Below are 22519 nucleotides of genomic sequence, written 5' to 3'. Positions count from 1 at the left end.
ACTACAACGAATCAGGCCGAGGTCCAGTCGAGAATGACCTTGCCGCTTTCACCCGAGAGCATCGTCGCGAACGCACGCTCGTAATCGTCAACCGGAAAACGATGCGTGAGGATCGGCGAGAGATCCAGCCCGCTTTGCAGCATCGCAACCATCTTGTACCAGGTCTCGAACATCTCGCGGCCATAGATACCCTTGATCTCGAGACCCTTGAAGATGACCTGGGTCCAGTCGATCGCGGTTTGTGCCGGCGGAATGCCGAGAAGTGCAATCTTGCCGCCGTGATTCATCGCATCGAGCATGCTGGTGAATGCGCTCGGCACGCCGGACATCTCGAGCCCGACATCGAAGCCTTCGGTCATGTGGAGGTCTTCCATGACGTCGCGTAACGATTCACGCGAAACGTTGACAGCCCGCGTCGCACCCATTTTTCGCGCGAGGCCGAGCCGATAGTCATTGACGTCGGTAATCACGACGTTGCGCGCGCCGACGTGCTTCGCAATCGCGACCGCCATGATGCCAATCGGCCCGGCGCCCGTGATCAGGACATCTTCGCCGACCAGGTTGAACGAAAGCGCCGTGTGTGTTGCGTTACCGAACGGATCGAAGATCGCGGCGAGGTCGTCGGAAATTTCCGGCGGAATCCTGAACGCGTTGAAAGCGGGAATCACGAGATACTCGGCGAACGCGCCCTCGCGGTTCACGCCGACGCCGACCGTGTTGCGGCACAGATGACGACGCCCGGCGCGGCAATTGCGACAGAAGCCACACGTAATGTGGCCTTCGCCGGAGACGCGGTCGCCAATGGCGAAGCCACGCACTTCCTGACCCATCTCGACGATTTCACCGACATATTCATGTCCGACGTGCATCGGCACGGGGATCGTCTTTTGCGCCCAGTCGTCCCATTTCCAGATGTGAATATCCGTGCCGCAGATCGCGGTGCGTGTGATGCGGATCATCACGTCGTTGTGACCGACTTCGGGCTTTTTCACGCGCGTGAGCGTAAGGCCAGGCGCGCGTTCGAGTTTTGCAAGTGCTTTCATGTGATGGACTCCGTTTCAGATAACGCCAAGCGTTTTACCGACGCGCGCGAACGCATCGACGGCGCGACCGATCTGCTCCGGCGTATGCGCCGCGCTCATCTGCGTGCGGATGCGCGCACGGCCTTTTGGCACCACTGGAAACGAAAAACCGATGACATAGACGCCTTCGCGCAGCAGCGCGTCGGCCATGCGTGAGGCGAGTTGCGCGTCGCCAAGCATCACCGGGATGATCGGATGCTCACCCGGCACGAGCGTGAAACCGAGTGCGCTCATGGCGCTGCGAAAATGCGCGCCGTTGGCGCGAACGCGCTCGCGCAGCTTCGCGCCTTCCTCGCTGGCAAGCAGGTCGAGCACCTTCAGGGAGGCCGCGGCGATGCTGGGCGTGAGCGTGTTCGAAAAGAGGTATGGACGCGAGCGCTGCCGCAACAACTCGACGACTTCCCTGCGTGCGGCGACATAGCCGCCCGATGCGCCACCGAGTGCCTTGCCAAGCGTGCCCGTGATGATGTCGACGCGCGAGAGCACGCCACAATGCTCGGGCGTACCGCGCCCGTTCTCGCCGATAAATCCCACTGCGTGCGAATCGTCGACCATGACGAGCGCACCGTACCGGTCCGCCAGATCGCAGATGCCGGCGAGATCGGCGATGATGCCATCCATCGAAAACACGCCGTCAGTGGCAATCAGCTTGAATCGCGCGCCAGCGGCATCGGCCTCCTGCAACTTAGCTTCGAGATCGGCGAGATCATTGTTCCGGTAACGGAAACGCTTTGCCTTCGACAGACGCACGCCATCGATAATGCTGGCGTGATTCAGTTCATCGCTGATGATCGCGTCGGATTCGTCGAGGAGCGTCTCGAACAGGCCACCGTTCGCATCGAAACAGCTGGAGTAGAGAATGCAGTCGTCCGTCTGCAGAAACGCGGCGATCTCACGCTCCAGTTCCTTGTGCACCGTCTGCGTGCCGCAGATGAAACGGACCGATGCCATGCCAAACCCGTCCCGGTCGAGTCCGTCTTTTGCGGCGGCCACGAGCCGCGGATCGTTCGCGAGGCCCAGATAATTGTTGGCGCAGAAGTTCAGCACATCGGCGCCGCCCTCAAGACGAACGTCAGCCGACTGCGGACTGGCGATCACGCGCTCGGTCTTGTAAAAGCCGTCGTTACGAATCTGCTCAACCGTGCTGCGCAGATGGGCGAGAAAGGGTTCACGCATGAATCAGGCTCCTGAATGGCCCGGCGGATCACGCCGTGGCATTAGCTCGCGGACCGCCAGCCTGTTATAGTCGGCTGTCAGCTTTACCGGATTAATTCTATATTTCGAACCTAAGTTCGGTATATCGAACAACTTTAAACGATAGGTCACCCGATGGCAAGTTCCGGAACGCGCCGCACATCGACAGCGTCCCCTCTCACGCCCACGGCCCAGGCTGCGACGGTCGCCGCTCCTCCACGCGTGGGCGAGCAGATCCAGCGCCTGCGTGGCGAAAGGCGGATGACGCTCGACGATCTCTCCCGCGCAGCCGGCGTATCGAAATCGATGCTGTCGGAAATCGAGCGCGACAAGGCTAATCCCACGATCGCGGTGGCGTGGCGTCTCACGAACGCGCTTGGTGTCAGCCTCGATTCGCTGTTCGCCCAGCAGAAGCCGCCGGAAGCCATCGCCGTATCCGGACCACACGAAATTCCGACGCTGAGCGGCCACGACAGTCGCTATCAATTGCGGGTATGGGGGCCGATCGAGCTCGCGGGCAAGTTCGAGTGGTACGAACTGACACTGCAGCCGGGCGGCGCGCTCGTCTCGAACGCACACGAGCCCGGCACGCGCGAACATTTGACGGTGCTGAACGGCACGATCGAAATCGACGCCGCGGGCACGAGCCGCAAGCTGAAGGCAGCCGACACGGCGCGCTACATCGCCGACGAACCGCACGCGATCCGCAATGCAGGAAAAGGCGAGGCAAAGGCCTTGCTGGTGGTGATTCACGGGTGAACCTCCGCGCTCATGCAACGCCTTCACGATAGCGCAACGGCAGCAATCTGACGCCTCGGCCGGATGGCCGAGGTTGCACCAACTACTGTATGTTTGTACAGTATAGGCAGATTGACCGGAGCCCAGAATGAACCACCCGAACGAGCATGACCTTGCCGCGCTGCGCTTCCAGGCGGCCGCGCGCGATCTCGAACACATCGTGCGTCACATCGCAGAGCGATATATCGCGCAGCAGGTACCGCTGACGTGGCGGCTGCTGCATGCAATCGAAGCGGAGGCGCTGGCCGATCTGGGCTTCGCGAGCCGCCACGACGCATTTTTGCTCGTGCTGTTCCAGCGGCCGGATAACCTGCCATACCCGGAAACCGACGATACGGTGGATTTCGGCGCATCGAACGCGTTGCCAGCGGTATTCGCCTTTGCGGTCAATGCTTATGAGAAGGCGCACGTCGCCTCGATGCAGTCTGCTGGAAAGCGGGCGGCGGCAATGCGCCCCCGCGCCTGGGGCGGCTAGGCGAAGGGTCTCGTCCGTTATGGTTGCATTGGAGGTCAGCAGGCGCGGTGCGCATCGGGGGGCGACGCATCGCGGAAAGCGTGCCTCAGAAGCGATGTCTTTTTATCCGTATTTGTGCGCTGAAGGCGCCCGAAGATCTGTGAGCCTGGGACCGATAGCGTGTTGACCTTGCGCTTCGCGTCTGGAAAACGCCATATGAATGCCCTACACTTCACGCAACTAACGGATATTCAATCATGGTCGCTTCGCCTCCTTCATCGCAACCACGACGGCAACCGGCCAGTACCGATCTGTTCGACCAGCAACGCGAAGACTGGCGACGCGATCCTCGCATCGCGTTCGACGCCTGGCTCGCGGGTCAGCAGTTCCGCCGCTCTTCGGCCGATGTGTATCGTGCGCAATGGGGACTGTTTCTCGACTGGTTGAAGGTTCGTCGCAAAAGTCTTTCAACCGTCGACATGCATACCATCGCCGATTTCGTCGCTGGTCTCGATATCCGCAAACCGCAACGTGCCCGATATTTAAGGCTGATTGAGCGTGTGCTCGATCACGTCCGCGAAATCGAGCTGGCATCGACCAACCCCGCGCGCTTTATTGCCCAGGATGGAGACGCCGCATGGCGCAACGCCCGCGACAATGAACCAACCGGATTTCTCGCTTCGGTCGAACGATCGCTTCTGGTTGCACATCTGTTCTCGCCGCTCGCCGATCTCTCCGCTGCGGCCCGATGGCGTGAGCGTCGCGATCGCGCCTTGATCGCGGTTTTTCTCGGTGGCGGACTCAAGACCGGCGAAGCGCGAACGCTAACCATTAGTTGCGTGAATCCAGGCTCGCCCTGGGTTCTGGTCGAAGCCGCCAATCCTGCCTTCACGCGACGCGCCCGGCTCTCGCCGTTCGCCGTGGCCGTCATGGATGCATGGCTTGCCGAGCGGCGTCTTTCCGAACTGGCCGGCAATCTTGTGTTTCCGGCTTCGCCTTCGGGACGGCCGATGCACAAGGCGACGATGTTGCGATCGGTCGATGCGCTGATCGATGCCGCGGGCATTTCGGACGCACGTACAACACGCGCCAGTCCGCATACGTTGCGCAATACCTACGCGGCAGATCTGTTCGAAGCCGGTGTTGAGCCGGAACTCGTGGGTCAGTGGCTTGGATTCATGCAGCCCGTCTCTTCGAACCGGCTGCACCGCGCGTGGCAAAACTGGATGAACCTGCAGGACGCACCGGCGAGCGACATTCCAGATCCAGCCTCATCAACGCGTTCTATCTAGCGATCATGCCCGCCAGCCGGGCGGGCGCCGATTCCTGATCCCGAAAGGGCTCACCCACAGGCTCCCGAAATGGCTCACCTTTATCGCACGTCGATCGCGGCTCGACTGGCCGGGTGTTTGTGTTTTGTTGCCCGATTCGTTTTCTAGTTTGCCGTCGAAGCGGAAACGGTCCTGGCGGACAGAAACCGCGCCACCGCCTGAAGTCTGGAGTCGCCCATGCCCGACGAATGCTCGCATTCCGGACACTGCAGTTCGAAGCGGTGATCCACCTGCGACAACTCCGGTTCGCCATCCCCGCATTTCGGGCAGTGAAGCGGAAGGGCGACCTGAGCGTCGGCGAGGGTTCCGATCGCGCTTAGCTCGTCAGGCGTCAGGCGCCCGGCGCCAGCCAGCGCGCACAGCAAACCGGCAATGGCAGGATCGATACCTTCGTGCGAACGCAAGGCAGTCACTTCCTTGCTCAGTGCATCGATCTCATCTGACTGCTCGCGAACCTGTGCGTCCAGCCGGTCGCCGCGGGCCTTCGACGAAGCGATCTGCTGAATGAAATCGAATTCCTTGCGGCTCGCGTCACGTACGCCGGACTGGTACGTCGCCGCCATGCTGCGCAGCGAGTCGAGCTCGACCAGCATCGGTTTTACCCGACGTTCGGCTTCGGCGACGGCGTCCTTGATCTGCTGTGCATAATGTTCGGTGCTTTGCCGCATATCCGCGTGCAGGGCATCCATCCGGTCGCGTAATCCAGCGTTGGTGGTCTGCTCGGTATCGAGGCGCTTGCGAAGCGCTTCGGTTTCCGCTTCGAGACGTCGGACCATTGCCTGCAGACTTTCCTGATGCGCCGATCCGTGGGAATTCACGGCAGCGAGTTCCGTTTCCAGTTCGCGGATCCGGTTCCATGCGGCATCAGCGCGTATTTCCGCACGCTCGATCGCTTCCTCCGACGCGTCAAAGCGAATTTCCGCCTCGCGCGCTTTTTGCTCGGCGACTTCGACCTGGTGTTGCATCGTCGCTCGGTCTTCGTCGAGCGTTGAGCGCGCGTGTGTCATTGCCGCCTGGAACAGCTCACCCAACAGTTCGCCAGCGCGGTCTTCAAGCGCTTTCGGTATTACGCCCGCACCGACGCGCACCTTCGATGCACTTCGAATACGTTCCCAGAAACTGTCGATGTCTTTTGGAATGTCACTCGCGCTGCCCGTCTGGGTTAGCTCACGCACGGTCGCCATTGAAGGGCGGATACCCAGGTCGAAAAAGAGTCGCTTGCAGGCATGAAGCGACAGTTCCTGACGGCGCGCCCCGTTTGCCCGCATCTGTTCAAGTTCCTGGCGAATGGCCTGGCGTTCTTCATCTGAATTCATTCATGCCTCAATGGAACGACGATCCAGCTAATCATAACAATTTACGTAGTAAACGATACAAATTTCAGTTCCTGACTTGCTTGACAGGTAAACAGTGCGTCAAGGGTCGCCTTTACCGCGTGTATAGCTCAACATCGAAGATTTACCGTGAAACAAATCGAAGAATAGTCAATAAGCATCTGTAAATAAAGAAGATTCTGCCTTTGCCAAAAAATCGGGGCTGTTTCACGAAGCGGGATGACGCGGGGCGGTTTTGATGTCCGGTGTTGTTCCTGACGGCACCGCGGATCTTCGTTGAGAGTAATAGAAGTAAACACCCTTGAACCTAGGTTAAAAACGTTAACGCCATGGCAAAGCTATACCAGGTAAGGGTTTGCGGGCGGTGAGGTGAGGCTTTGCGGGACAGTTGGTGAGCGATCCCGGGAGGTGACGGTGATGGGGTTCAGGGATACGGGTGAGAGGGTTCAGGACAGTGAGTGAGTGGCTTCGGGAGCTGTGCGTCAGGCAGGCCATTTCTATAGGTGAGTTTCTTCGGGAGCAGACCGGCCGGAACGCCCATAACGACCTGAAAACAGGATGCCGGGAGCCCAGAAGCAGTGGTGAGTGCTTGCGGGACGCGCATCGCCTCTTCGTTTTGCCTGATTTTCGAGTCGAAAAAGGCTGGTGGTGAGACATAACGGGACAGAACGGCATGCGAAGGTGAGGGTTTTCAGGGATTGGCCGCCGAAACGCGCCGGTTTTGGGCGGCCCACGGCCTTGCGGTGAGTCTTTACGGGAGGTGTAGTGACGGTCAGCGCTGGATCGACGCGGGATTTCAGGTATCAATGACGGTCGGAACGGGTAAAGGTGAGGAGATTCGGGAGATATGTCAGAAAAAATGCTGAACCCGATGGTCTTATGGGCCGGGTGACAATGGTGAGGCTTTTCAGGAACCAGATTGGGGGGGGCATTCTGGTCTGGTGATGCTTTTCGGGAGCAAGTTTGCAGTCACTTACCGGAAACACTGCGCTGACGTTGGTCAGTGAGTGTCTCTTTCAGGTTGCTCACGATGCAAAGGTGAGGAAATGCAGGAGATGGATGATTTTCTTCTGCCCTGCGTACCCGAAGCTTGGGTCTGGCCTTCCGGTGAGTATTTCCGGGAGCGTGATCGAGTGAAGATACCGGTTGACGAATCGAAGGTAAGTGCCGGTAACGATTGGGTATTTTTCCATGGCCGCTGAAAGGTGAGGTTTTTCAGGACCTCTCGTTGTTAACCTCGTCCGGTGTCGATCTTGCGCCTTTGGTGAGCTTTTTCGGGAGGGAAAACGGTCATCTGGACAGCCTGCTGGCCGGGAATCCCGTGCAAACGGGGCCTCGCGCACGTCAAAGGTGAGGCTTTTCGGGACCTTTCCTGCCGCCATCGATCGATTCAGCCGGATTCGAGACACTCTGAAGAGTATGGAATGCAAAAACCTCCGGCGATCCTGGCGACCGAGGATGAAAATGGCCGAACGTGGGACGGTCCAGCTGACTTTTGTGATGCGAAACGCGAAAACCTGACGTTCACGACCAGTTTTCGCGCCTGCGTCGTAAAATTCCGACGATATTGACCGGTGAGCCGATACGGGAGCTGAAATTGCGGCGAGTGGAAGGCCAAAAACGGAGTGAATTTCGGGATCCGGCGACGGACAACGCTTGCTGCCCTGGGTGCATTCGGGCTGCGGTGAGGACTTACGGGAACGTTTCGAGGTGAGGTGCGGTTCGTAAACACACTTCACCGGCAATGGTGAGATGCGCGCTATAGACGTGCTTCACCGCAGCCGGTATGCTTTCGCCAAATCCCTCCTCGACCCGACGCATGGCCACGAAGCGCGCGAAGAAGACTGATGTGGTGAGCCCGAGCTCCGCGGAATTGCGCAAGGCCGTTGAGGCCATTGCCATTCAGCCCAAGAGCGGCAAGATCACCCTGCTTACCCGGAAGCTGTTCAATGTGCTGCTAGCCGTGGCTCAGCAGGCAGACGAATCTGGCGATACCTATCGCGCATTATTGTCCGACATCGTCGCGAATTCCGCGTTTGATTCGAACGATACGGCACTGGTCAAAGAGCATCTGCGACGGATGGTGTCGGTGCAGGTGGAATGGAGCACAGGTACCTCGAGCCAGAAGCCGGGCCGCAAGTGGGGTATTTCCACGCTGATTGCGGACGCCGAAATTCTCGAGGATCCGGCCACGCGGCGCGTGTGGGTCGAATTCTCGTTTGCGCCGAAAATCAAGAAGAAGCTGCTCGATCCAGTGCAGTACGCGCGGCTGAGCCTGCAGTTCCAGAGCCAGTTGCGCAGCAGCGCAGGTCTCGCGCTCTATGAAATCTGCGTGCGTTATCTGACGAACCCGAGCCATCTCACGATGCGCGAGGCGTGGGAATGGTGGCGCCCGATTCTGTCGGGCACGCCGGATACGGAAGCCGGTGACGAAGCGAAGCGCGAATACAAATACTTCAAGCGCGATTATCTGCGCCCCGCGATTGCCGAAGTGAATGCCGTGACCAACATCTTCGTCGAGCTGATCGAGCATCGGGAAGGTCGACGCGTCGGGGAGATCCAGTTTCGTGTCACGGAACGCAAGCAACCGATGCTCGCGCTTGACGAACATCCGAATGTCTTCGACAGCACGCTCGTCGACCGGATGGTGAAGATCGGCATTCCGCTAAAAGAGGCGCAGACGCTTTACGCCGATAGCGAGGAGAACCGGATTCGTGCGGCCCTGCAGATGACCGAGCAGCGCATGCGCAGCACGACGTTGCCGCCCGTACGCAGCGCCCCGGCGCTCTTCAAGGACGCGTTGAAGAAGGGCTACGCTCCGCCAGTCGAAGTGCTGCCTTCGGTGGATGGCGTGAAGGGCATCACCGCGGCCGTGCCGGCGGATGACCTGAAGGCGCGCCTGCTGGGCGAATACTCCGCCTACCGTCGCAAGGAAGCGCGCGCACTGTATGACGAGCAGGGTGAGTCGGAGCGGGATGTGGCGCGGCAGTCTTTCGAGGAAGACGAACTGCCGTCGCTGGGCGCGCATATGCGTGATGACTGGCGTCGTCGCGGCCTGGATTCGAAGCTGGCCGAGACCGCATTCTTTGACTGGCTGGCCCGCAAGACATGGGGCGATCCCACCGATGGTGATCTGCTCGCCTTCACGCTGAGCCAGTCCCGCGCTGCCTGATCCGGCGGTTTGCCAATGAGGGCTGCCCGCTGTAATGGCAGGCAGCCTCGGTCGGATCGAGGTTTACTTCGGCAGCAACATCTGTTCGATCTGCTTCAGGATGTCGTCGCGCTTTTCACGCGTCAGCCCGCGCAACCTGAGCTCCAGACGGTCATCACCGTATGATTTCAGGTCTCCGACCGTCATTCCGTCGAGTTTGATATCGAGTCGCTGGGCGTAGCGCTGGCGTCCTGTCGGCTTCGCGCTTTCCTGCGCCGTGGCCCGGCCTTTAACGATGTCCGCGACTTGCCGCGTGCTCAGATCATCTGAAAGAATCTTGTTGATCAGGCGCAGCGTGGCGTCAGCGCCGCGCGCACTGTGGTACCGGCCAACCTGATAGGCCATGTTCGAACCAAAGCGGTCTGGCCGGGCGACCATCTCATGCATGACTGCTTCGGGCAACTTCGCGATTGACAGCGCGACGGCCACAGTGGATTCATCGAGACCGAGATGTTCGGCGAGTTCTTTCTGGCTTTGAAAATGTTTGTCATCTAGAAAACGCTTCCAGACGACGGCGTTATCAAAGACAGTCTGCGAATCACGCTGAACGTTGAGGTCGTAGCCGAGTTTGTAGCTCTGGATACCGATCGGCAGATCGATGACGATCGCCTTGACGAAATCCTTGTTCGCCTCTTTCAACGCCCGAACGCGGCGGCCGCCATCGCTGACGAAATAACTGCCAGGATTGTCATAGTCAGGGATGACATGGATCGCCTGTTGTTGCCCCTGCTTTGCCAGATTGACTGCGAGTTCGGCAATCGATGATTTCAAATAGAAATGACGTGGATTGAACGGACTCGGCTTGATCGTTTTCAGTGCAAGCTCAATGACCTGGCCAGAACGGTATCCATGTTCGATGCGCCAGGCGTGGTACTCAGCCGATTCGCTCCCAGCTTGTGACAGTGCTGGTTCTTCCATCATCGGCACAACCGCGACGTCGGACTGGCTGGAGCGTCCCGGCACGTCGGCTGACTTCGCATCGCTACGCTGAACAAGGCCATCGATAGCGTTGAGTCGGTCGAGCGCGGTGCGTTTTTCACTGCTGGTCGTATCAGGGCGCGCCTGGAAGCCTTTAGCGAATTGAGAGGGTTTCATTCAGGGTCCTTTATGCGCATAAATTCAGGGGAGCAAGGCGGCGATCTCGTTCGCGCACGCCCGTATTTCAAGGCTGGCGAGTTTGGCGCCGCGGTCATTCATCTGCAGGACGGTCTGCCCCAGTGCCATTGCCTGTTTATAGGCTTCTCGGGTCGGAATCTGGGTTTTGAGCAGCGGAAATCCGAGTTCTTCGAGGGCCCGTTTCAGTTCGCGGGTCAGCATGCGCTTCTCTTCAGTCTTGTTGAGCAGGAAGACTGCGCGAAGGTCCTCATTCATGGCCTGAGCCTGCTGAATGAGTTTGACGAGACCGACGCTTGACCAATAGTCGGCGGGCGATGATGAGGTAGGAATGACGGCGACCGTCGCTGCGAGCAGAACGACGCCAGAGACTTTTTCGGTAATGGACGGCGGACAGTCGACAACAATGATGTCGTAGTCGCCGACGAATTTCTTGATCTCGCGATGGATCTGGCCGCCAGCTTCAGAGAGATTGACGACGGGAAACGGAATTCCCGATTCTCCTTCAGACGATGCGCTTGCCCAGTGAACGAGGGTGTTCTGGCCATCGGCGTCTACAACGAGGACGCGCTTACCTTTTTCATGGAAGGCAGCGCCGAGATGCATGGCGATAGTGCTCTTCCCGACTCCGCCTTTTTGTTGCGTGACCGCGATGATTTCAGCTGCCAATTCTTCACCTCATTTTTAGACGCTGATGGATTTTACCGTGATGAATTTCGATTTCAATGATTTTCGTAGTTCAGACGCGACGAATTAGCTATTCGGCCAAGGTTTATGCGCATAAACGGGCTCCTGCGGGCTGATGGGTCACGGCAACCACGACTTTCGACATTTCGTTGGCCGGAGGCTGGGTTTTTGGCCGAGACGTACTGCGGTTATTTATTTTGTGGCGATGCGGTTCGCCATTTTGAGGAGACGTTGCGGATGTACCAACGTCTCTCTCACAAACGCGTACCCACCCTGATCTGCACACGGCATCCCCGCAGGTCTCAACAATCAGACTGGCGTTTATGCGCATAAACCAGAGGTCAATGAATCGTTATCGTGGAATGGGATCAAGACGGACAGATTTGTCCGCTGCCGGTAATACAGTCGTCAAGCTGCGAAACCAGAGAGCGGGCCGCGTGATTGCGAGTGCATCGAGTGCCTTGGCCGCGAGGCATGCATCGATGGTGAACCGCTAAAAAGGCGGCTTAATGTGACGGTTGGGAATGCGTCAATCCCCGGTCTTCTGGCTGGCACGATTGGCACCGGAACTGCTCGCTGTGGGAGACGTACCTCACGTTCAGCGAAAGGGCTTCGATTCGGGCCGTAACCCGTATTCACCCGTCGTCTTTGATGTGGCAACCAGCGCTTCGACAACAGGACGATATAAACCGCGAACGACCCACGGCCGTCGATCGGCCAGCAAATCGACACTCGACGCCCACCCACGTCTAAAGCACGGCGGCGTAAGCAAGCCGCGCAGAATTCACATCGAACGTCGATCCATCCGGTCGTCATCCCAGGAACCGTGGCCGCCTAAATCGGGCGGAATCGGTACACTTCCGGTTGCTCAACGACCCGCAGGCACTTCAAACCATGATCACGATCTATCACAACACTCGCTGCTCGAAATCGAGAGGCGCTTGCGATCTCGTCGCAAACGCCTTCAATCCGAAAAATGAACCAGTGGAAATCATCGAATATCTGAAGACCCCGCCTTCGGTTGCCCAACTGAAAGAGCTCAACCGCATGTTGGGTTGTTCCGTACGCGAGATGATGCGCGATACGGAAAAGGAATACACGGCGTTAGGTCTCGCTGCTCCCGAGTTGACGGATGATCAGTTATACGAAGCAATTGTGGCGAACCCGATCCTGCTACAACGCCCGATTGTCGTGCGAAATGGACGGGCGGTCATTGGCCGCCCGCCCGAGAACATCTCCGCGCTGTTTACCAGCGCGGATTGATCAGCAACGGTTGCGATAAAACATCGACTCAAACAAAAGAATAAGCGTGATGGCGCGCTTATCCTTTCGCGCCGAGCACGGCATCCTGAGTCACGATCTTTGCCGGAATGATATGCAGTTCAGCGAACGTGTCTGCAATTCGCTGTTGTGAGGCAAGCACGGCGGCGTCGACGGGCTTGTAGATGTGTTCGTAGTGTCGGAGTCCCGCTTCGATCACCTTTGCGTCGAGGCCCTGAATGGGAGCGAGCTGCGCCGCCGCTTCTGAATAATGGCCACGGACCCAGGCGCCTTCCTTGTTGACTTCGTCGATCACGACGGCGAGCACATCGCTGTTGTCCCGAGCGAACGGCCGCGCGCTCAGGAAGAATTGATGGTGATCCACGATCCCGCTCGCGTCCGCAAGCAGTCGTGCATCTGGTTGCTGTTTTGCGGCTTCGAGAAAGGGATCCCAGATCGCCCACGCATCGATCGCGCCGCGCTCGAATGCAGCGCGCGCATCGGCCGGCGGCAGGAACACCGGCTGTACGTCCGCATACGGGACGCCCGCTTTCTGCAGCGCTGCGACCAGAAACCAGTGCACGTCCGAACCTTTGTTCAACGCAATTTTCTTGCCCTTCAGATCAGCAAGTGTGTGGATTGGCGCCTCCCGATGGACAAGGATGCCTTCGGCGTGCGGTGTCGGCACCTCGTAGGCGGTGTAGACAAAGTTCGCGCCCGCGGCCTGCGCAATAACAGGTGGCGCCTCGCCGACGTAGCCAAAATCGATCGCGCCGACGTTCAGGCCTTCCAGTAGCTGCGGGCCCGCCGGAAACTCGGTCCACTTCACCGATACGTCGAGCGGTGCAAGGCGTTTCTCAAGCGTTTGCTTCGACTTGAGCAGCACGAGCGTGCTCGCAGCCTTCTGGTAGCCAATGCGCAGTTCCCGCGCGGACGTGCCCGCGAAAACGGGCAGGGCAGACGCGGCCAGCGCGACGCCGGCGCCGACAATGAATGCACGACGTGTCGGTATAAAAGTTCGTGGCATAAGAGGATTTCTGACGTTATGACGGCCGCAACAGGGACCGGTTGCGGCCAACGATAAGACGCCCCGCGCCAATTGCGAACTGATGGATTCGCATAAGCAAATCACGCGGCCCCTCTATGCCAACGATTGAAACAGACAACCGCGACACTCCGGTATCGTCCGGATGGCCAGGGTGTCGCGTTCTTCAGCGCCCGCTACAATCCGTCTGTGCCTCTCACGTAATGTCTTCAACCGACACAGGAAACGCCTTGCATCCATTGACCACTCTTGCGCCATGGGCAGCCCACGACACCCAGCTCATTCTTTCCTGTGTGTTGGGCCTCGCGATCATCATTGTCTTTATCAGCGCGCTCAAGCTCGCACCGTTTCTGTCCATTCTGGTCGGCACGTTCGCGGCGGGATTCACGGCGGGTTTGCCGCTCGAAGCAGTTGCAAGTGCGTTTAGCAAGGGCGCCGGCGCGTTGCTGGGGGACGTCGGTATCATCATTGCACTGGGCGCGATGCTCGGCGCGCTAATGGCCGATTCGGGCGCGGCCGACCGGCTCGTTTCCACGATTCTCAAGCACTCCACGCCGCGCCTGTTGCCATGGATGATGGCGCTCGTCGCCATCATTATCGGGTTACCGCTTTTCTTCGAAGTCGGGCTCGTCATGATGGTGCCGATCATCTTCGTGATGGCGCGCCGCTCGCAGCAACCCATCTTGCGCATCGCGATTCCCGCGCTGGCGGGCATGACAACCTTGCATGCGTTGCTGCCGCCGCACCCGGGGCCGCTGATCGCCGTGAGCGCACTCCACGCCGATCTCGGCATCACGCTGGGGCTGGGACTGATTGTCGCGATTCCCGCTGTGATTCTCGCCGGGCCGCTGTACGGCATGTGGCTGTCGAAGCGCATGCACGTCGTCGAGCCTGAGGAGATGGGCAAGCTGTTCACGGCCGAATCCAGCCAGCTGGAGCCGCCCGGCTTTGCGATTTCGCTGATCACGATCCTGCTGCCGGTCATACTGATGCTGGGCCGCACGGTCGCAAAACTGGGTCTGTCGCCGGAGACGTTTCTCTTCGATGCGCTCAACTTTCTCGGCGAGCCGCTCGTGGCGCTGGGCCTTACCGTGCTTTTCGCGATCGTCGCACTGGGCTGGTCACGCGGCATGCCCCGTGAGCGCGTCGGCGGCATTCTCCGCAAGAGCCTGCCGCCGATTGCCGCGCTGCTTCTGACCATCGGCGCGGGCGGCGGTCTCAAGCAGACGCTCGTCGTCGCCGGCATCAGCACGACCATTGGCAAGATCGCGGTCGGCGCGCATCTTCCGCTCATCCTGCTCGCCTGGTTGATCGCCGTCGCGTTGCGTCAGGCAACCGGTTCTGCCACCGTCGCCACGACCACGACGGCCGGCATCGTTGCACCTGTCGTCACTGGCCTGAGCGCGACGCACAATTCGTTGATGGCGCTTGCGATCGGCGCGGGCTCAGTCTTCTTCTGCCACGTGAACGACGCGGGTTTCTGGATGGTGCGCGAGTACTTCGGGCTGCAACTCAAGCAGACGGTCTTCGTCTGGTCGATTCTGCAAACGATTGTTTCGGTGGTCGGACTGGCCCTGACGCTTGTTCTATGGGGCGTGCTGACCTGAGGTGAGGTTCCGGCGCCGAAGCATGGCGCCCCTGCACGATGGAAGCGAAACGCGCGGCGAACCAGCAACGTTACGCGATTTGCGATGCGCCACGCGCGTGCCATCCGCAGGCTGGCAGGAATTGCCTGCTGGGTGGCAACCGTGCGTGGCGCCGCGTCGCTAGACTGGTTGCATCAGCGTCAGGTGCGCCGCATGAAGATGTGGCGCACCAGCGAACGAACCCGGCGATCTGCAGAAGCGCGTCACGCCCTTTCCATTCCGCTCAGGAGTCTTTTTATGCTGGAGTTGCGACCATCCTGCGAATGCTGCGGCAAATCCCTGCCGCCCAGCGCAACCGACGCAATGATATGTACGTACGAATGTACGTTCTGTGAAGTTTGCGCGTTGAGCGTGCTACGCAATGTCTGTCCGAATTGTGGCGGCAATTTTCAGTTGCGGCCGAATCGCCCGAAGGCGATGCTGGCGAAACATCCGGCACGCACAGAGCGGCACGAAGCGAAGCTCGACGAAGCGTCGCATGCGGAGTATTTCGAGCGCTATCGCACAACACCACCGTCCAGGCGTTGAGCGATCCGGCTTGCCCGGGGTCGCGCAGCGCAAACCCGCGGCGAACCGTCGTCCATCAACCTGAGTTCGCCAGAGCCGAACCCGAAATGCGCCCAACGAGCACCAGAAAACTTATTGCTCGTCCCCAGCCTCAGGGTTGCTGGCGGTGCCGTTGATTTCCTGCGACGCCGCGCGCAGCAGGCTGATATGTCGCCGGTAGTTGCGGCAACCGCTGCATGTCGGCAAATGCACGCCGATGGCGACCCACTCGCCCGCTGTCAGCGGGCGGTCGAGCGCGTCGGATAACAGTCGCGTGATGTGCTTACACTTGCCCATTGATATCCTCGCTGGAAAAGCCTTTCTCGCTGAGGCAGGTGCGCAGTCGCAGCCGCGCACGGTAGATGAGCACGCTGCAGTGATTTGCCGTCATCTGAAGCTCGGTGCAGATGTCGGCCGTCTCCAGTTCGAGGAACTCACGCATCATGAACACGCGTCCGATGTTTTCCGGCAGACGGTCGAGACAGATCTCGAACAGTTCCCAGAACTGCTGCCGACGTAACGCTGTTTCGGGCGTCGGCCACGGTCGCGGTTTGGCCTGTGCCGACCAGTGCCCGTTCTCCTTGAACAGCTCCCGGTCGAGCGCGGATTCGTCGTCGAGTTCGGATTCGAGCGCCGACAGGTTCACGGTGCGGTGTCGCGCGCGCAACGTATCGACGAGCTTGTGACGCAGGATGCCGAATACCCAGGTCTTGTGCCCGGACTGTCCCTCGAAACGATCGGCCTGCGTCCAGGCTGCGGTGAGCGCCTCCTGAACGGCATCTTCCGCTGCGGCGGCATCGCGGAGCTGCAGGCGTGCAAACCGGAGCAGGTCGCGGCGCAGTTGCGCCAGGTAGGCCGGATCGTCGAAAGCGGGACGCATCGGGCCGGTCATACGCGCCACTCCAGACGGACGGTGCTTTCCGCGCGAATCCGCCCGGTAGCCCATGCGCACGAGGCATCGGACCGCGCCGGAGCAGCGCCCGGGATGCGCGACGGTGGTCGCTGTCCAGTGATCGTCGGTGTGAATGCATGACTGCTGCTGTCGCGGTCGGCGAAATCAATCGGGTTCATGTGTGCGTGTGCGATGACGGATGGGTGCCGACGTGGGCTCGACTGCGGGGCAAGCTCAGGAAGCGGCCCGACAGCATAACCGCACGAAGCGAACTCCAGCTCCGGACGCACAGCATGCCTTCTGCAACCGGAGCGGTCGCGGGCTGGTTCGCCCGTCATTCTCCCGCACCTTGCCGTGTCGCGAGACAAAATTCGGCGTGTCGCGGGCAGCGGTCCGGTTTTCAGTCATCTCACCTTGGTCGCGCGAATGGCGGCTTTATGACAGTTGGCTTGCAAATGATTTCCCGATCCGCGTCGCGATCTTCAACCTCGCGCTCAAACCGGACCACCGCCGCGAGCGCTGTTACAGGTCCTGATGCCGGACGCGCGTCACACCTTGCCGCCACCGTCGATTCCGCATCCCTGCCGCCACACCGCCTTGCCGCGCTCCGAGAGTTCGCCGCTGCTGTGCCCCGCATCGCCCTCGGTGCCCTTGACCGCCATGTCGCCGCCGGCCTGTTCCTGCGCTTTCTGCTCCTTGTGCTTGCGTGCTGCAACGGCTTCATCGTGTGACTTGCCTGCGTAGTTCAATGTCATGTCTCTCTCCTCTTGAAAAAACCACGGACCACAGAGATTCGATGCCGTCGCGCCTGCACAGGTTCACTTTTCTACGACGCAACCCGCCTGCGGACTGTTTCGTCTTTACCGCGGTTTTGGGGCCCGGAAATAGATGCCGGGCGTTTTCCTTGATGGGCAAGGTTTGCAGCTCACTTATCCACAAGGTTGTTCAACGAAACTGTGGATATCTCGGATGCGCTGCGAGTTATCCACCGCACGCCGTGGCGTGGGCGTCTCAGGACGTTTCCCTTTCTGTCGGCATCGGCTCCGCTGACCGCCTATGATTGAGCATCGAGACCTTTTCGCGCGGCGCGCGCTCCACCTGAGGAAACGAAGATGGCTTATCAGATCGCGGTTATCGTAGGCAGCTTGCGTCGGGATTCGACGAACAGGCAACTGGCCCGGGCGTTGATCTCGCTCGCGCCGGCCGATTTTTCGTTCGACTTCGTGGATATCGGCGGATTGCCGTTGTACAGCCAGGATTACGACGCGGATTACCCCCCGGTGGCGCGCGAGTTCAAACAGAAGATTCAGGCGGCCGACGGTTTGCTGTTCATCACGCCCGAGTACAACCGGTCGATTCCCGGAGTGCTGAAAAACGCGCTCGACTGGGGTTCGCGGCCGTGGGGAACCAGCGCCTGGGGCAACAAGCCGGGCGCGGTCGCTGGCACCTCGCCGGGTGCGACCGGCACGGCACTGGCGCAGCAGCATCTGCGCAACGTGCTCGCGTATCTCGATGTCGCGACGCTCGGCCAGCCCGAGATGTTCATCAAGCACAACGCGGCCACGATCGACGAAAACGGCAAGATTCTCAACGACGACACGCGCAAGTTCCTGCAGTCGTTTGTCGATCGCTATGTCGCGTGGGTCAAGACGCACGGCGGGACACGATAGGCATTCCGCTCCGCCGATTCACCGGTTATCGCGAGACCACGCGACAAAAAAGCGGCGCTTCCGGAAGGAGCGCCGCATGTCCCGCTACACGCTACACGCCGGACGAAATCGACAGACCTGACTTAAACGTGATGGTGACCCGTCACCCGATCCCAGCCGTGACGCACAGCCGCCTTGACGCGTTCCCACGTGTCGCCTTGAGGTGTCGTTTCCCAGTTGCGACGGGCTTCGGGTTCGATGTCGTCCCACTGACGGTCGCGGTAACGGACGTCCTGGCCCATCTTTGCACCGTAGTGATACGCGCCTGAGTAGTCTTCGTAACGCGCGTCTTCGGCTGCGTATTTTTCGTCGTAATGGCCGCGGAAGTCCTCTTCGTATTCGAGAAACTCGTCAGGCACCGGCGCACCAATAGCGTCAGCGTCAGCGTCAGCCGCAGGCGAGGCGGGCGTCATGTAGGCGCCCGATCCTGGCGCGGCAGCCATCGAGACCGCGCGTGTCGCGTCGTCGTACGGTTCCGGCGTGTCGTAGCCTGAAGATGTACCGCCCAGCGGCGCGTGATCGCGTGCCTCGACACGCGCCGGGTCGACTGGATCGAGCGGCTCCAGCATCGGGCGTTCAGTCGCCGGAGACACCGGCGGGACGGGGGAGAGCGGCGGCGGCACGGCGCCAGCCGCACCGATCCCGAGTTCGTCGAGCATCGACTGGTCGCGCGCCGTGGTCGCATCCATCATCGGTGAATCCCACGCCGGCGCCCGCTCGCCGATATCGACCGCGCCGAGTTTCGCCAGCGTGCGCCCGGCGAGTTCCGCGTGCGATTCGCTCGCTGCGCTCACACAAACGAGTACCGCGCCGCGCCGTACGGCGTCGGCGTAGCGGGCAGTGGTGGCGGGGTCGGCCGGGCGCGGCCCCGAAGCGAACAGGCTCGACAGGAACCGCTCGATGTTGGCCATGAAACCGTGGCCGGCCTCGAGATTAGCGGCTGGATCGATGCCGGCCCCGGATGGCGTGACCGGATTGGCCTGCAATTCGATGTCGGTACGCGCGAAACCGGTTTGTACGAGTGTGTCGCGTGCACCTTCGGCCTGGGTGTAGGTGTCGAATAACCCGATCACGGTGTGTCGCATGGCTGCCTCCCTTCGTTTTCACAGGGCCGGTCCGGTGGGTCCGGATCGCGCGGCGCGAGGCGCGTCGCTGCCCAGTCATGGAAGCGAACGCAACGACCATGCCGGGTCTGCAAAAGTCCCGCTACGAAGGGGCGCGCACGGTTTCGCGGCGGGCGCCGCGACGCCCCCTGATTCGGCGTCGACGCGCTTTTTACAACCGCCACGTAATTAGCACTGCGCATGGCATGGCGCCGGGTCAGCGGGTCATCCGGAACTACACTGCGGGATGCGTGGGCGAGAGCGTGCCTTGAATGGTCTGCAGAATCTTGTCGAGCAAAGCGATATCGAACGGTTTCGACAGCACGCGCACGTCGACGTGACGCGCCCGGTCCAGTTCCTCGGCGTAGCCGGTCACGAGAATCACCGGCAGCTTCGTTTCGAACGCGAGCACGGCTTCGGCAAGGTCGATGCCGTTCATCGCGCCCGGCATGTGGATGTCCGAAATCACGAGATCGAACGGTAGCGGTTCGCCGCTGCGCGCCTGCTTTGCACGCGCTTCGTCGAACAGGCGTATCGCGGCGTCGGCGTTGAAGACACAGGTAATTTCGTGTCCCATCATCTGCAGCAATGCTTCGGTGCCGGCGGAGACTTCCTCGTTGTCCTCGACAAGCAGAATCCGCAAACCCTGGCGCACGGCAGCGGGTTTTTCCGCGCCGGGTTCCTCCGGGCGCGCGATCTGCGGCGCGGCCTCGGCGCGCGGCAGGTACAGACGCACCGACGTGCCCGCTCCAGTCGCGCTGTCGATTGCCGCGAGACCACCCGAGCGCTCGCAGAACGCGAACACCTGCGGCAGCCCGAGGCCGGTACCCATGCCCTTTGGCTTCGTCGTGAAGAGCGGCTCGAATGCGCGCGCGAGTACGTCAGGCGGCATGCCGACGCCCGTGTCCTCGAGCGAAATCTGCACGAAGTCGCCGGTGAGCGGAAAGCCGTCGTCGTGCCGGAACGCGACGTTGCCCGCGCGCACGGTGAAGCGGCCGCCGCTCGGCATCGCGTCACGTGCGTTGACGGCGACGTTGATCAGCGCGAGTTCGAGTTCGGCGACGTCGACGCGTGTGGGCCACACGCCCGCGCTCACGTCGACGACGAGCGCGACCTTCGCGCCAAGCGACGCGCCCAGCAGTTCGCGGCAGCCGGGCAACCAGCGTTCCACGACGATGGTTTCGTTGCGCAGCGGCTGCTTGCGCGCGACGCCGAGCAGTTGCCGCGTCAGCGACTGACCGCTTTTCAGCGCGCGCTCGATGGCGGACAGTTCACGATCGAGGCCAGGCGCGCCCCGCCGGCGGGCGATCTGCACGTTGGTCGAGACGATCATCAGCAGGTTGTTGAAGTCGTGCGCGACGCTGCCGACCAGATTGCCGAGCGCCTCCATCTTGCGCGACTGCCGGTACGCGGATTCGAACGAACGACGCATCGACACTTCCGCCTGCCAGCGCTCCCACCCTTCCTCTTCCGCGTGGAGACGCCTGAGCGAAAGCCAGATCACGCACCACAGCACGATCGAGGGCGTGAACATCGAGAGAACCAGCAGGCTCAGATGCCGGTACCAGCCGGCCCAGATCGCCGACGTGCGATAGCCGCACGACACATACACCGGATACGAGCCGACGCGCCGGAACGCGAGAATCATGCTGTCGCCGTCCACGCCGCGCATCTTGACGACGCCCGCGCGGCGGCCTTGCGCCAGTGCTTCCGTGAAAGGCGTGGGTGACGGTGCGTGCAACCGTTGCGGATATTGCGCGAGCGTGGCGCCGTCGGCGCGGGTGAGCGCGAGCGTCATCGGGGTGCCTTCGCCGCCGGGCAGTTCGCGATAGAACGCGTTGAAGTAGCCCGGCCGCAGCGCAACCGAGACCACGCCGGCAAACGCGCCGTTCTCGTCGTGACGGGCCACGCCGGTGTTGAACACCGTTTCACCGGCGACGTCGCCAGCCATTACCTTCGAGACGTGCTCCAGCACCTTGTTGTCGCGCAAGCCGGTGAAATCGGCACGGTCCGCGATCGAAACGGCCGGCACCGGATACAACCGGCTACTCACGAGCAGCTCGCCCGTGCCGCTGAAGATCGACACTGCGGCGATCTGCGGATAACCGCCGCCCATCGTGCGCAGCTTCTCGTGAATTCCCGCTTCGCGCTCGCGGATGCCCGCGTCGTCAAGACCGCTCACCAGGTCCACGACGCGCGCGTCGAGCGCCTCGTTCATGTCGAAAACCTTCAACGCGTGCTCTTCGGCGACGCGCACCGTGCGCAGCGTGACATCGGTTGCATCGGATTCGCGCGCTTTCAGGTCGCTCCACGCCATCGTCGCGACGTAAACGCACGGCAACACGACGGCCGCGATGAGCAGCGCGATCAATGTCAGGCGTCGCGCCGCGAAATGATGTTCGGGAGGCGCCGCCGGAAACAGCGGTTCGTCTTGCCGGCTGGCAGGCGCGCGGCTCGCCCGGAGCAGGTCGGGCCGTTCAGGATTCATCGTCGGCAGGGCTGGAAACGTCGGAAAACAGGGACACCGTGTCCAATATCATAAACGAGAAGAAAGTCCGGCTCGGATTGCGCGACGCACAATGGAAAAGGTTTTCCCGTACGCATACGGTTTTCGAGCGGTTTTTTCGCGAGGCAGCCGCAATCAGCGACGAATCCAGAAGCGCAAACGTACACAAAAGTATAAATTATAAATATTTACTATTTTTTGAAATGATTTATTCGATTCAGCGCTATTCATGGGTGGATTCTGTCAAGCCGATCGATTTTGGCGCGTTGCTTTTTCGCTGAATTAATTCAAGAATCATTCCTGTGACAATTAGTACGTCCGCCATGCCCGGACGTATCTCCAGCGGGGCCCATCAGACAGTGCGTGTGACATGCATGCTGGGGCCATCCGCGGATGCAGGCGCGGGGGCACCAGGTCTCAGGTCCAGAGGTCGTCTACTGCTGCGCCGTTCATGTACGGGGTAGGCTTCCATCATGTCGGATTCTGGCGTTGTCTTTTGCGCTCATGCACCTTGTTGTGCGGGCGCTTGTTCCTCGCATGCCGGCTTTTGCGGCGCGGTCACCTTCGTTCGATCCCTTTCTGACTGTTTATCCGCATGGCCGGTCCGG

At 60.7% G+C, this 22519-nt stretch carries 21 protein-coding genes; 10 read left to right on the top strand and 11 right to left on the bottom strand.

Annotated features, from left to right (window positions below):
* Nucleotides 1-11 precede the first annotated feature (11 nt).
* The gene (gene tdh, locus LPA34_RS18015; RefSeq protein WP_228980641.1) at nucleotides 12-1043 is read right to left on the bottom strand and encodes an L-threonine 3-dehydrogenase; all 1032 of its coding nucleotides are present in this window, start codon (nucleotides 1041-1043) and stop codon (nucleotides 12-14) included.
* A gap of 15 nt (nucleotides 1044-1058) precedes the next feature.
* Nucleotides 1059-2258 (bottom strand): glycine C-acetyltransferase, encoded by a 1200-nt coding sequence (locus LPA34_RS18010; RefSeq protein ID WP_228980640.1) that lies wholly within the window; start codon nucleotides 2256-2258, stop codon nucleotides 1059-1061.
* A 153-nt stretch (nucleotides 2259-2411) separates the two neighbouring features.
* Here LPA34_RS18010 and LPA34_RS18005 point away from each other — a divergent pair, with 153 nt between their 5' ends.
* From LPA34_RS18005 to LPA34_RS17995, 3 genes are all read left to right on the top strand, one after another.
* Nucleotides 2412-3035, top strand: coding sequence for a helix-turn-helix domain-containing protein (locus LPA34_RS18005; RefSeq protein WP_407672528.1), 624 nt, complete (start codon nucleotides 2412-2414; stop codon nucleotides 3033-3035).
* 127 nt (nucleotides 3036-3162) lie between these two features.
* Nucleotides 3163-3549: a DUF2471 family protein gene (locus LPA34_RS18000; protein WP_228980637.1), complete on the top strand. Its 387-nt coding sequence runs from the start codon at nucleotides 3163-3165 to the stop codon at nucleotides 3547-3549.
* A gap of 236 nt (nucleotides 3550-3785) precedes the next feature.
* On the top strand, nucleotides 3786-4820 hold the full coding sequence (locus LPA34_RS17995; protein WP_228980636.1) for a tyrosine-type recombinase/integrase: 1035 nt from the start codon (nucleotides 3786-3788) through the stop codon (nucleotides 4818-4820).
* Nucleotides 4821-4963: 143 nt separating this feature from the next.
* On the opposite strand, the gene LPA34_RS17990 is transcribed toward LPA34_RS17995, so the two are convergent.
* Entirely contained in the window at nucleotides 4964-6175 is a 1212-nt protein-coding gene (locus LPA34_RS17990; protein ID WP_228980634.1) for a DNA-binding protein, read from the bottom strand.
* Nucleotides 6176-7248: 1073 nt separating this feature from the next.
* On the opposite strand from LPA34_RS17990, the gene LPA34_RS17985 reads away from it, so the two are divergent.
* The gene (locus LPA34_RS17985; RefSeq protein WP_228980625.1) at nucleotides 7249-7395 is read left to right on the top strand and encodes a hypothetical protein; all 147 of its coding nucleotides are present in this window, start codon (nucleotides 7249-7251) and stop codon (nucleotides 7393-7395) included.
* Between the two features lie 617 nt (nucleotides 7396-8012).
* Nucleotides 8013-9365 carry a replication initiation protein gene (locus tag LPA34_RS17980; RefSeq protein ID WP_228980621.1) on the top strand — a complete coding sequence of 451 codons (1353 nt, stop codon included), beginning with the start codon at nucleotides 8013-8015 and terminating at the stop codon, nucleotides 9363-9365.
* A 63-nt stretch (nucleotides 9366-9428) separates the two neighbouring features.
* Here the strand turns inward: LPA34_RS17980 and LPA34_RS17975 are convergent, their stop codons facing one another.
* A complete protein-coding gene (locus LPA34_RS17975) occupies nucleotides 9429-10499 on the bottom strand; it encodes a ParB/RepB/Spo0J family partition protein (RefSeq protein WP_228980619.1) in 1071 nt (356 codons plus the stop codon).
* A gap of 24 nt (nucleotides 10500-10523) precedes the next feature.
* Nucleotides 10524-11186, bottom strand: a complete 663-nt coding sequence (gene parA, locus LPA34_RS17970) for a ParA family partition ATPase (RefSeq protein ID WP_228980617.1) — start codon at nucleotides 11184-11186, stop codon at nucleotides 10524-10526.
* Nucleotides 11187-12098: 912 nt separating this feature from the next.
* Here parA and arsC point away from each other — a divergent pair.
* Nucleotides 12099-12467, top strand: a complete 369-nt coding sequence (gene arsC / locus LPA34_RS17965) for an arsenate reductase (glutaredoxin) (RefSeq protein WP_228980615.1) — start codon at nucleotides 12099-12101, stop codon at nucleotides 12465-12467.
* 58 nt (nucleotides 12468-12525) lie between these two features.
* Here the strand turns inward: arsC and LPA34_RS17960 are convergent, their stop codons facing one another.
* Nucleotides 12526-13491 (bottom strand): sulfonate ABC transporter substrate-binding protein, encoded by a 966-nt coding sequence (locus LPA34_RS17960; protein ID WP_228980613.1) that lies wholly within the window; start codon nucleotides 13489-13491, stop codon nucleotides 12526-12528.
* 248 nt (nucleotides 13492-13739) lie between these two features.
* Between LPA34_RS17960 and LPA34_RS17955 the strand changes: the two genes are divergently transcribed.
* Together LPA34_RS17955 and LPA34_RS17950 are read left to right on the top strand one after the other, a co-directional pair.
* Nucleotides 13740-15116, top strand: coding sequence for a GntT/GntP/DsdX family permease (locus LPA34_RS17955; protein WP_228980611.1), 1377 nt, complete (start codon nucleotides 13740-13742; stop codon nucleotides 15114-15116).
* Between the two features lie 276 nt (nucleotides 15117-15392).
* Nucleotides 15393-15683, top strand: a complete 291-nt coding sequence (locus LPA34_RS17950) for a DUF1272 domain-containing protein (protein WP_228980765.1) — start codon at nucleotides 15393-15395, stop codon at nucleotides 15681-15683.
* A 111-nt stretch (nucleotides 15684-15794) separates the two neighbouring features.
* On the opposite strand, the gene LPA34_RS17945 is transcribed toward LPA34_RS17950, so the two are convergent.
* The 3 genes from LPA34_RS17945 to LPA34_RS17935 form a co-directional block, all read right to left on the bottom strand.
* Nucleotides 15795-15998, bottom strand: coding sequence for a zf-HC2 domain-containing protein (locus LPA34_RS17945; RefSeq protein ID WP_228980609.1), 204 nt, complete (start codon nucleotides 15996-15998; stop codon nucleotides 15795-15797).
* A complete protein-coding gene (locus LPA34_RS17940) occupies nucleotides 15985-16593 on the bottom strand; it encodes an RNA polymerase factor sigma-70 (RefSeq protein ID WP_228980607.1) in 609 nt (202 codons plus the stop codon). The genes LPA34_RS17945 and LPA34_RS17940 overlap by 14 nt, the downstream gene beginning before the upstream one ends.
* A 548-nt stretch (nucleotides 16594-17141) precedes the next feature.
* Entirely contained in the window at nucleotides 17142-17348 is a 207-nt protein-coding gene (locus LPA34_RS17935; protein WP_228980603.1) for a hypothetical protein, read from the bottom strand.
* Between the two features lie 357 nt (nucleotides 17349-17705).
* Between LPA34_RS17935 and LPA34_RS17930 the strand changes: the two genes are divergently transcribed.
* Nucleotides 17706-18263 (top strand): NADPH-dependent FMN reductase, encoded by a 558-nt coding sequence (locus LPA34_RS17930; RefSeq protein ID WP_228980601.1) that lies wholly within the window; start codon nucleotides 17706-17708, stop codon nucleotides 18261-18263.
* 122 nt (nucleotides 18264-18385) lie between these two features.
* Here LPA34_RS17930 and LPA34_RS17925 read toward each other — a convergent pair whose 3' ends face one another.
* A complete protein-coding gene (locus LPA34_RS17925; protein ID WP_228980599.1) occupies nucleotides 18386-19387 on the bottom strand; it encodes a hypothetical protein in 1002 nt (333 codons plus the stop codon).
* Between the two features lie 253 nt (nucleotides 19388-19640).
* Nucleotides 19641-21893 carry a hybrid sensor histidine kinase/response regulator gene (locus tag LPA34_RS17920; RefSeq protein WP_228980597.1) on the bottom strand — a complete coding sequence of 751 codons (2253 nt, stop codon included), beginning with the start codon at nucleotides 21891-21893 and terminating at the stop codon, nucleotides 19641-19643.
* Between LPA34_RS17920 and LPA34_RS17915 the strand changes: the two genes are divergently transcribed.
* On the top strand, nucleotides 21776-22192 hold the full coding sequence (locus tag LPA34_RS17915) for a hypothetical protein (protein WP_228980776.1): 417 nt from the start codon (nucleotides 21776-21778) through the stop codon (nucleotides 22190-22192). The two genes, LPA34_RS17920 and LPA34_RS17915, sit on opposite strands and share 118 nt — an antisense overlap.
* Nucleotides 22193-22519: the final 327 nt, after the last annotated feature.

The sequence above is a fragment of the Paraburkholderia gardini genome, assembly GCF_907164575.1.
GTDB classification, from domain to species: domain Bacteria; phylum Pseudomonadota; class Gammaproteobacteria; order Burkholderiales; family Burkholderiaceae; genus Paraburkholderia; species Paraburkholderia gardini.
The sequence above is the reverse complement of the archived record's forward strand: the minus strand, read 5'-3'. Positions and strand labels throughout refer to the sequence as shown.

What these genes read in the sequence shown, in the direction of transcription:
- LPA34_RS17945 (WP_228980609.1), bottom strand. Translation starts at nt 15,998, where the DNA reads ATGGGCAAGTGTAAGCACATCACGCGACTGTTATCCGACGCGCTCGAC.
- LPA34_RS18005 (WP_407672528.1), top strand. Translation starts at nt 2,412, where the DNA reads ATGGCAAGTTCCGGAACGCGCCGCACATCGACAGCGTCCCCTCTCACG.
- LPA34_RS17995 (WP_228980636.1), top strand. Translation starts at nt 3,786, where the DNA reads ATGGTCGCTTCGCCTCCTTCATCGCAACCACGACGGCAACCGGCCAGT.
- LPA34_RS17930 (WP_228980601.1), top strand. Translation starts at nt 17,706, where the DNA reads ATGGCTTATCAGATCGCGGTTATCGTAGGCAGCTTGCGTCGGGATTCG.
- arsC (WP_228980615.1), top strand. Translation starts at nt 12,099, where the DNA reads ATGATCACGATCTATCACAACACTCGCTGCTCGAAATCGAGAGGCGCT.
- LPA34_RS18010 (WP_228980640.1), bottom strand. Translation starts at nt 2,258, where the DNA reads ATGCGTGAACCCTTTCTCGCCCATCTGCGCAGCACGGTTGAGCAGATT.
- LPA34_RS17985 (WP_228980625.1), top strand. Translation starts at nt 7,249, where the DNA reads ATGGATGATTTTCTTCTGCCCTGCGTACCCGAAGCTTGGGTCTGGCCT.
- LPA34_RS17950 (WP_228980765.1), top strand. Translation starts at nt 15,393, where the DNA reads ATGCTGGAGTTGCGACCATCCTGCGAATGCTGCGGCAAATCCCTGCCG.
- LPA34_RS17990 (WP_228980634.1), bottom strand. Translation starts at nt 6,175, where the DNA reads ATGAATTCAGATGAAGAACGCCAGGCCATTCGCCAGGAACTTGAACAG.
- LPA34_RS17975 (WP_228980619.1), bottom strand. Translation starts at nt 10,499, where the DNA reads ATGAAACCCTCTCAATTCGCTAAAGGCTTCCAGGCGCGCCCTGATACG.
- tdh (WP_228980641.1), bottom strand. Translation starts at nt 1,043, where the DNA reads ATGAAAGCACTTGCAAAACTCGAACGCGCGCCTGGCCTTACGCTCACG.
- LPA34_RS18000 (WP_228980637.1), top strand. Translation starts at nt 3,163, where the DNA reads ATGAACCACCCGAACGAGCATGACCTTGCCGCGCTGCGCTTCCAGGCG.
- LPA34_RS17935 (WP_228980603.1), bottom strand. Translation starts at nt 17,348, where the DNA reads ATGACATTGAACTACGCAGGCAAGTCACACGATGAAGCCGTTGCAGCA.
- LPA34_RS17960 (WP_228980613.1), bottom strand. Translation starts at nt 13,491, where the DNA reads ATGCCACGAACTTTTATACCGACACGTCGTGCATTCATTGTCGGCGCC.
- LPA34_RS17940 (WP_228980607.1), bottom strand. Translation starts at nt 16,593, where the DNA reads ATGACCGGCCCGATGCGTCCCGCTTTCGACGATCCGGCCTACCTGGCG.
- LPA34_RS17920 (WP_228980597.1), bottom strand. Translation starts at nt 21,893, where the DNA reads ATGAATCCTGAACGGCCCGACCTGCTCCGGGCGAGCCGCGCGCCTGCC.
- LPA34_RS17925 (WP_228980599.1), bottom strand. Translation starts at nt 19,387, where the DNA reads ATGCGACACACCGTGATCGGGTTATTCGACACCTACACCCAGGCCGAA.
- LPA34_RS17980 (WP_228980621.1), top strand. Translation starts at nt 8,013, where the DNA reads ATGGCCACGAAGCGCGCGAAGAAGACTGATGTGGTGAGCCCGAGCTCC.
- LPA34_RS17915 (WP_228980776.1), top strand. Translation starts at nt 21,776, where the DNA reads ATGTCAGGCGTCGCGCCGCGAAATGATGTTCGGGAGGCGCCGCCGGAA.